Origin of the sequence: Roseicyclus sp., from assembly GCF_052168335.1 — a bacterium.
GTDB lineage: Bacteria > Pseudomonadota > Alphaproteobacteria > Rhodobacterales > Rhodobacteraceae > Roseibacterium.
Map to the genome: position 1 here is coordinate 1 of NZ_JBQLZP010000249.1, position 8002 is coordinate 8002.

The following is an 8002-nucleotide window of genomic DNA, read 5'->3' on the forward strand; positions in this document are numbered from 1 at the left end:
AAGGCGCGCGAGATGCTCTATCTCGGCGAGCGCTACACGGCGGCCGACCTCGCCGCCTGCGGGGTGGCGTGGAAGGTCGTGCCGGACGCGGAGCTCGGGGCCGAGGCGGGCGCGGTCGCCGAACGCCTCGCCGCGCTCCCGCCGCTCTCGGTCAGGGCGATGAAGCGGGTGCTGAACCACGCCGCGCCCGGCGCCATCCGCGCGGCGCTCGACCTCGAGACCGAGGCGACCGTCGCCTGCTTCCTCGACCCCGAGACGACGCGGCGGATGACGGCGTTCTGAGGTCCGCTCAGCCGATCACGCCCGCCTGCCGCAGCGCCGCGATCCGGTCGGCATCGTAGCCCGCCTCGGCCAGCACCGCGTCGGTCTGCGCGCCGAGGTCGGGGACGGGCAGGCGGACGCTCAGCGGCGTCTGCGAGAACTTCACCGGGAAGCCCGTCATCCGCACCGTCCCGTGGCCGGGATGCGGCACCTCGAGCACCATGTCCTGCGCCGCCACCTGCGGGTCTGCCAGCGCCTCGGTCAGGCTCTGGACCTTGCCGCAGGGCACGCCCGCGCGGTTCAGCCGCTCGATCCAGTGCGCCTGCGTCGCCCCCTCGAGCGCGGCGTCGACGAGGCGGTTCAGCTCGACCCGGTTCTGCACGCGCGACGTGTTGTCGGCGAAGCGCGGGTCCGCGAGCAGGTGGCCGAGCCCGATCTCGTTGAGGAACCGCGCCACGAAGACGTCGGTGGAGGGCGCGACCGCGATATGTCCGTCCGCCGCCCGGAAGAGGCCGTAGGGCGCGACGATCGGGTGGTCGTTGCCGGTGGGGATGGGGTCGCGGCCCGTGGCGAGCGCGCCGCTCGAGAGATAGGCCATCATCGAGAGGATCGACATCATCATCGAGGCCTCGACCCGCTGCGCCGGCAGGCCCGCCTCGCGCCCGCGAAGGGCCGCGACCGCGCCGAGGGCCGCATAAAGCCCGGCGATGAGGTCGGTCAGGGGCGGCCCGGTGCGGAGCGGCCCCGTTGCGGGCGTGCCGTTCGTCGCCATGTAGCCCGACATGGCCTGCGCGATGAAGTCGAAGGCGGGCCGGTCGGCATAGGGCCCGGTTGCGCCGTAGCCGTTCACGCTGACCACGATGAGGCGCGGGTTGACCGCGGCCAGCCGCTCGGCTGTCAGGCCCATCTCGTCCAGCACGCCGGGGCGGTAGTTCTCGGTCAGGATGTCGGCCTCGGCGAGCAGCCGCTCCAGCACGGCGAGCCCCTCGGGACGCCTCAGGTCGACCGCGACCGAGCGCTTGTTGCGGTTGAACCCGGCGAAGTACCAGGACAGGCCGTCGACGATGTTGCCCTGTCCGCGCACGGGGTCGCCGCCGCCGGGGCTCTCGACCTTCACGACGTCCGCGCCGAGATCGCCGAGGATCATCGAGCAGAAGGGACCGGAGAGGATGCGCGTGAGGTCGACGACCCGCACGCCCGACAGGGGAAGGCCGCTCATCCCGCCGCCGTCGCCGTCAGGCCGGGGTCGTAGCGCCGCAGACGCGGGCCGGACTTGATGACCTGGCCGGGAAGCTCGCGGCCGATGATCTCCTGCGTCAGCTTCGCCGCGGCGATGAGTTTCTCCAGGTCGATCCCGGTGTCGTAGCCGCTCTCGTTCAGGAGGTAGACCAGATCCTCGGTGCAGATGTTGCCCGTTGCCCCCGCCGCGAAGGGGCAGCCGCCGAGCCCGCCCACGGCGGCGTCGTACTCGGTGACGCCCTCGGCGAGGCCCGTCATCACGCAGGCGAGGCCCACGCCGCGGGTGTTGTGGAAGTGCAGCTTGATCCCGAGGCCCGGCGCCTCGTCCCGGATCGCGCGGACGGCGGCGCGCACCGTGGCGGGCGTGGCCATGCCCGTGGTGTCGCCGAGGCCGACCGAGCGCGCGCCGAGCTCCTGGTAGCGTTTCGCGATGCGCGCCACCTGCCCGGGCGGGACGACCCCCTCGAAGGGACAGCCGAAGGCCGTGGCGATGCCCCCTTCGACGGCGACGCCGGCGCGGTCGAGGAGCGCGAAGACCGCCTCGAAGTCCTTGAGCGAGGCGTCGATCGCACGGTTCACGTTCTTGAGGTTGTGCGTCTCGGAGGCCGAGACGACGGTGTGGACCGCATCGACGCCGCAGGCGGCCGCCCGCTCGGCGCCGCGCAGGTTCGGGATGAGCGCAGAGACGACCGCGCCCTCGGGCCGGTCGATCCCGGCCAGCACCTCCTCGGCGTCGGCCAGTTGCGGGACGGCGCGGGGGCTGACGAAGGAGGTCACCTGCATGTGCCGGATGCCCGAGGCGAAGAGGGCGTTGGCGATCTCGATCTTCTTCGCCGTCGGGATGAAGGCCGCCTCGATCTGGAAGCCGTCGCGCGGTCCGACCTCGCAGACGGTGATGCGGGACCCTTCGGGAACGGGGCCTGCGCCCGGGTCTTCTTGCGGCATGGACGGTCACTCCGGTATCGGCCGGGGCGGGTCTCGCCCCGGGTCGGCCAGAGTGTGCGCGCGCCGTTCGGGACGGGCAAGGGCGGTCCGGGCCGGCCCCGGCGCTTCCAGACGGGCCGATGGAAATGCTCGCGGGGAGGTCTCGGGGCGGAGCTGGCCGTTGCGCATATATGACAAGAAAACAGAGTATTGCGGCGCATTCCTGATGTGGCATTGCCACATGGGAGGGGATATCAGGCATCGCGCTGCGTGCTTCTGTCATGACGAAAAGAGAATTCTGATTTCGTCGCCCGTCATGCCCACTTGAAAACTTGCGATGAATGGCATCCCCTGATGCCCGGTTCCGACAAGGGAGGAGGAAACCCCAATGAAAAATCTCACGCTGAGTTCCATGACCTTCGGCGCGGCGATGGCCGCGGCCGTCACGCTGTCCGCGGTTCCCGCATCCGCGACCGAGTGCATCGCGCCCTCGAACCCCGGCGGCGGCTGGGACTTCACCTGCCGCACCATCGGCCGCGTGCTGGGCGAACTCGGCCTCGTCGACGGCAACGTGCAGGTCACGAACATGGCCGGTGGCGTCGGCGCGGTGGCCTTCGCGATGGTCGCGACCGAGCGTCCGGCCGACGAGGACCTGATCGTCGCAACCTCGACCGTGGGCGTCACGCAGATGGCGCAGGGCCGCTATCCCGCGCCGCTCGAGACGATGCGCTACCTCGCAATGCTCGGCGCGGACGTGGGCATCATCGCGGTCGACAACGACAGCCCGATCCAGACGCTGGCCGAGCTGAACGAGGCGATGGTCGCCGATCCGTCGGCGCTCGTGACCGCGGGCTCGTCGGGCGCGGGCGGCTGGGACCATATCCGCCTCCTGATGGTCGCGCAGGCCGCGGGCGTCGAAGACCTCGGCGCGATCCGGTGGGTGCAGTTCGACGGCGGCACCGATGCCGTGACGCAGATGATGGGCGGCCAGATCGACGTCGTCTCGACCGACATGGGCGAGATCGCGGGCTTCGTGGAATCGGGCGACATCCGCGTCCTCGCGGCGCTGTCGGACGAGCCGATCCCGGCCTTCCCCGACATCCCGACCGCCATCTCGCAGGGCATCGACGTGACCGGCTACAACTGGCGCGGCCTCTACACCGGCGGCGAGGTCTCGGACGAGGCCTACAACGGCTGGGTCGAGCGGCTCGAGACGCTCTACAACTCGGACAATTGGCAGACGGCGGCGACCGAGGCGGGCCTCGTCCCGATCTGGCGCGGCGGCGACGAGTTCGAGGCCTTCGTGCGCGATCAGGCGGCCATCATGGAGCAGATCTCGCGCGACATCGGCGTCATCGAATGACGCGACTGAGCGTCAGGCTCTTCGGCGCCGCGGTCTTCGCGATCGCGGCGCTCTACACGCTCGGGGCCGGGAACTACGAGATCACCTTCGGCGACGTGCTGGGGCCGACCGTCTTTCCCGTCATCGTCGGGATCCCGATGATGATCCTCTCGGCGTCGCTCGTGGTGTTTCCCACGGGCGATGTCGAGTGGCCGGGGCCGCAGCGGCTCTGGCGGCAGGGCGTCGCGCTCGCGGTCTTCATCGCCTACACGATGCTGCTCGAGCCGCTGGGCTTTCCGCTCGCGACCTTCGGGCTGATCGCGCTCGTGGGGATCGTGCTGGGCGGCGCGCCGTGGAAGGCCGCGCTGCTCGGCGCCGCCTTCGGGCCGGGGCTCTGGGCGCTCTTCGACCAGGTTCTGGGACTGCCGCTCGACTTTCTGGGGACGCTCTTCGGCTGAGGCCGGCGGGGCGCAGGGGATACGTGCCATGGAAGTGCTCTCGCTGATCGGCAGCGGATTCGCGGTGGCGATGACGCCGCTGAACATCGGCCTGCTGCTGATGGGCTGCTTCATCGGGACGCTGCTCGGCGCGCTGCCGGGCCTGGGGCCCGTGAACGGCGTCGCGGTGCTGATCCCGCTGACCTTCGCCTTCGGCTTCGATCCGACCTCCTCGCTGATCCTGCTCTGCGCGGTCTACTTCGGCTGCATGTACGGCGGGCGGATCAGTTCGATCCTGCTGAACATCCCGGGCGACGAACCGGCGATCATGACCACGCTCGACGGCTACCCGATGGCGGTGCAGGGCCAGGCGGCCAACGCGCTAGCCATCTCGGGCGTCGCCTCCTTCGTGGGCGCGACCATCGCGGTGATCGGCCTGTCGCTCTTCGCGCCGGTTCTCGCGCGGGCGGCGATCCATTTCGGCCCGGCGGACTACTTCGCGCTCTACATCCTCGCCTTCGCGACGATCGGCGGCATCGCGGGCGTGGACCCGCGCAAGACGCTTCTCTCGGCGCTCATCGGCCTCGTGCTGGCGACCGTGGGCCTCGACCCGATCTCGGGCGTGCCGCGCTACACCTTCGACAGCTTCCACCTCTATGACGGGATCGAGCCCATCGTCGCGCTCGTGGGCCTCTTCGCGATCTCGGAGATCCTGCTGCTGCTGGAGAAGGAGGCCAAGCACCGGACCAAGGCCATCCGCGTCGACCGCTGGCTGCCGGAGTGGAAGCCGATCTGGGGCACCAGGTGGGCGATGCTGCGGGGTTCGGGCGTCGGCTTCGTCGCGGGCGTGCTGCCCGGGGCGGGGGCCTCGCTCGGCTCGTTCATGGCCTACGTGTTCGAGAAGCAGAAGTCGAACAAGAACGGCACCTTCGGCAAGGGCGACCCGCGCGGCGTGGCGGCGCCCGAGGCGGGCAACAACTCGGCGGCGGGTGGCGCGCTGATCCCGATGCTCTCGCTCGGCGTGCCCGGTTCGGGTACCACGGCGGTGCTGCTCGCGATGCTGATCTCGCTCAACGTGCAGCCGGGGCCGCTCCTCTTCGAGCGGCAGCCGGACCTCGTCTGGGGCCTCGTCGCCTCGCTCTACCTGGCCAACGTCGCGCTCCTGATCCTCAACCTGCCGATGATCGGCATCTTCACGCGGCTGATGATGACGCCCACCTGGGCGCTGATGCCGGTCGTGGCGGCGATCACCTTCGTCGGCGTCTACGGCATCTCGAACTCGGTCTTCGACCTCGAGCTGATGGTCTTCTTCGGGGTGCTCGGCTACATCCTGCGCAAGCTCGACATCAGCCTCGTGCCGCTGGTCCTGGGGCTCCTGCTCGGCGGCGACATGGAGCGGAACCTGCGCCGCGCCATGTCGATCTCGGACGGCGACTGGTCGATCCTGGTGGCGAGCTGGATCTCCGTCGTGCTCTACATCCTGACCGTGGCCTTCCTGGCGCTGTCGGTCTGGCTTGCCGTGCGCGACCACAAGCAGTCCAAGTCCGAAAGGCTGACCGAGGGATGAAAGCATGAGCGAGACGGTCGGACGGGTCCGTGGCGCCGCGGGTCACGACCTCCTGACGCTCGAACTCTTCCGCAGCATCGCCGCGACCGGCAGCATCGCCCATGCCGCCACGCTCCATGATCTCGTGCCCTCGGCGGTCAGCAAGCGCATGGCCGATCTCGAGGCACTGGTCGGCGTGACGCTCCTGAACCGGCACCGGCGGGGGGTCGAGCTGACGCCCGCGGGGCAGGACCTCCTGCGGCATGCCGAGCGCCTGCGCGACGCGGTCGAGCGGATGGAGGCCGAGATGGGCGCGCACGCCACCGGGCGGCGCGGCGCGATCCGGGTGGCGGCGAACTCCTCCTCGATCTCGCAGTTCCTGCCCGAGGACCTGGCCGAGTTCGTCCTGCGCTATCCCGACATCCACATCCGCCTCTCGGAGATGACGAGCATCGAGGTGATCGAGGCGGTGCGCACGGGGCGGGCGGATCTCGGCATCTTCTCGGGGCTCACCGAGGCGCCGGGGCTGACGCTCATGCCCTACCGGCGCGATACGCTGGTCGTGGTGATGCCCGCGGGCCACCCGCTCGCCACGCGCGCGGCGCTGAGGCTCGACGACATCGTGGGCGAGCCCTTCGTCGCGCTCCAGACCGGAAGCTCGATCCAGGCCTTCCTCGACCGCCGCGCCGAGGACCTCGGCACGCGCATCCGCACGCAGGTCGCGGTCCAGAGCTTCGACGGCGTGCGGCGCATGGTGCAGGCCCGCCTCGGCGTCGCCGTCCTGCCCTTCGGCGCGGTCGAGCCCTATCTCGACGCCGCGCGCCTCGCCATGGTGCCGCTGGACGAGCCATGGGCCACACGCGAGCTTCTGCTTGCCGTGCGCGACCGCGAGGTCATCTCGCCCCAGACCGCGGCCCTGATCGCGACGCTGCAGGGGCAGCCCGCCTGACGCCGCACGACCGCAAGGAGACACGCCATGACCCGCTTCGACGACGACCTCTTCGCCAAGGGCCTCGCGCGCCGGAAGGCGACGCTCGGGGCCGAGTACGTGCAGCAGAGCCTCGACGGCGCGGACGACTTCACCCGCCCCTTCCAGGAGGCGATGACGGCCTGGTGCTGGGGCTTCGGCTGGGGCGACGACGCGATCGACGCGAAGACGCGCAGCATGATGAACCTCGCGATGCTGGGCGCGCTCGGCAAGATGCACGAGTGGGAACTGCACTGCCGCGGCGCGCTCAACAACGGCGTCAGCCCCGAGGAGATCCGCGCGATCTGCCATGTCGTCGCGATCTATTGCGGCGTGCCGCAGGCGCATGAGTGCTTCCGCACGGCGCGCAATGTGCTGGAGGAGCGGGGCCTCCTCTAGACGTCCTCGGCCCCGAGGGTCAGCGCCACGCGGTCGGCGGCGAACCAGGTGCGCCCGTATTCGACCGGCGCGCCGGCCCCGTCGACGTTCACGCCCACCGTGCGCAGGATCGCGGAGCCCGAGGGCAGGCGGAGCTGTGCCGCCAGCGTCGGCGTCGCGATCTTGGCGGTGATCTCGGTGCGCGACCGGGTATAGTCGTCGATCCCGTGGGCGCGGAAGGCCGCCGTGACCGAGCCCGTCTCGCGCAGGGCCTCGAGCATCCGGGGCACCCGCGCCGCCGGGAAGACCGACCGGAAGAGCGCGATGGGCAGCCCGTCCGAGAGGCTGAGGCCCTCGTAGGCATGGACCTGCGCCTCCGTCCCGAGACCGAGCGCCTCGGCCTCGGCGCCGTTCGCCGCCCGCGTCTCGAGGAGGAGGATGCGCTTCTCCGGCACGCGCCCCGCTGCCGCGAGGTTCTGGTGGAACCGCACGCGCCGCCCGATCGGGTAGGGCGTCGCGCGGTGCTGCACGAAGACGCCCGCGCCGCGCCGTGCATGGACCGTGCCGCCCTCGGCCAGCGCCGCCAGCGCGCGCCGCACCGTGTGACGGTTCACGCCGAAGCGCCCGGCGAGCTGCGCCTCCGTCGGCAGGCGGTCGCCGGGGCCGTAATGGCCGCGCGCGATCTCCTCGGCGAGCGCGTCGCGGATCGAGGTCCAGAGTGCCGGTCGTCCCATCTGTCACCAAAACTTCACGAGGCCGGGCTTGCGCCAGGGGGGGGCCGCGGGGTATGAACTTGTATAGTTGTATAAATAAACGGACAACAGCGCAAGATGTCGGAATCGACGGTTCAGGCCCTCCCGAACAAGGACGGCGACGGGGCGACGGAGGCGCGGCGCGCCCGGCTCTCG

The 8002-nt window shown here is 70.8% G+C and carries 9 protein-coding genes; 6 read left to right on the forward strand and 3 right to left on the reverse strand.

What is annotated here, in order from left to right:
- A partial coding sequence (locus tag ACTS11_RS07685) for an enoyl-CoA hydratase/isomerase family protein (protein WP_442639740.1) occupies window positions 1-282 on the forward strand: 282 nt, incomplete at its 5' end.
- 7 nt (window positions 283-289) lie between these two features.
- On the opposite strand, the gene ACTS11_RS07690 is transcribed toward ACTS11_RS07685, so the two are convergent.
- Both ACTS11_RS07690 and ACTS11_RS07695 read right to left on the reverse strand, forming a co-directional pair.
- Window positions 290-1480, reverse strand: a complete 1191-nt coding sequence (locus ACTS11_RS07690; RefSeq protein ID WP_442639741.1) for a CaiB/BaiF CoA transferase family protein — start codon at window positions 1478-1480, stop codon at window positions 290-292.
- Entirely contained in the window at window positions 1477-2445 is a 969-nt protein-coding gene (locus ACTS11_RS07695) for a hydroxymethylglutaryl-CoA lyase (protein WP_442639742.1), read from the reverse strand. Before ACTS11_RS07695 ends, ACTS11_RS07690 begins: the two co-directional genes overlap by 4 nt.
- Window positions 2446-2812: 367 nt before the next feature.
- Here ACTS11_RS07695 and ACTS11_RS07700 point away from each other — a divergent pair, with 367 nt between their 5' ends.
- Genes ACTS11_RS07700 through ACTS11_RS07720 form a run of 5 tightly spaced genes read left to right on the forward strand, consistent with a single transcriptional unit; the run spans window position 2813 to window position 7115 of the window.
- Window positions 2813-3787 (forward strand): Bug family tripartite tricarboxylate transporter substrate binding protein, encoded by a 975-nt coding sequence (locus ACTS11_RS07700; protein WP_442639743.1) that lies wholly within the window; start codon window positions 2813-2815, stop codon window positions 3785-3787.
- Window positions 3784-4224 carry a tripartite tricarboxylate transporter TctB family protein gene (locus ACTS11_RS07705; RefSeq protein ID WP_442639744.1) on the forward strand — a complete coding sequence of 147 codons (441 nt, stop codon included), beginning with the start codon at window positions 3784-3786 and terminating at the stop codon, window positions 4222-4224. Before ACTS11_RS07700 ends, ACTS11_RS07705 begins: the two co-directional genes overlap by 4 nt.
- A gap of 28 nt (window positions 4225-4252) precedes the next feature.
- Window positions 4253-5770, forward strand: a complete 1518-nt coding sequence (locus ACTS11_RS07710) for a tripartite tricarboxylate transporter permease (RefSeq protein ID WP_442639745.1) — start codon at window positions 4253-4255, stop codon at window positions 5768-5770.
- Between the two features lie 4 nt (window positions 5771-5774).
- Window positions 5775-6698, forward strand: coding sequence for a LysR family transcriptional regulator (locus tag ACTS11_RS07715; protein ID WP_442639746.1), 924 nt, complete (start codon window positions 5775-5777; stop codon window positions 6696-6698).
- A gap of 27 nt (window positions 6699-6725) precedes the next feature.
- Complete coding sequence (locus tag ACTS11_RS07720; protein ID WP_442639747.1) at window positions 6726-7115, forward strand: carboxymuconolactone decarboxylase family protein; 390 nt, start codon at window positions 6726-6728, stop codon at window positions 7113-7115.
- Here the strand turns inward: ACTS11_RS07720 and phnF are convergent.
- Window positions 7112-7828 (reverse strand): phosphonate metabolism transcriptional regulator PhnF, encoded by a 717-nt coding sequence (gene phnF, locus ACTS11_RS07725; RefSeq protein WP_442639748.1) that lies wholly within the window; start codon window positions 7826-7828, stop codon window positions 7112-7114. The two genes, ACTS11_RS07720 and phnF, sit on opposite strands and share 4 nt — an antisense overlap.
- Window positions 7829-8002: the final 174 nt, after the last annotated feature.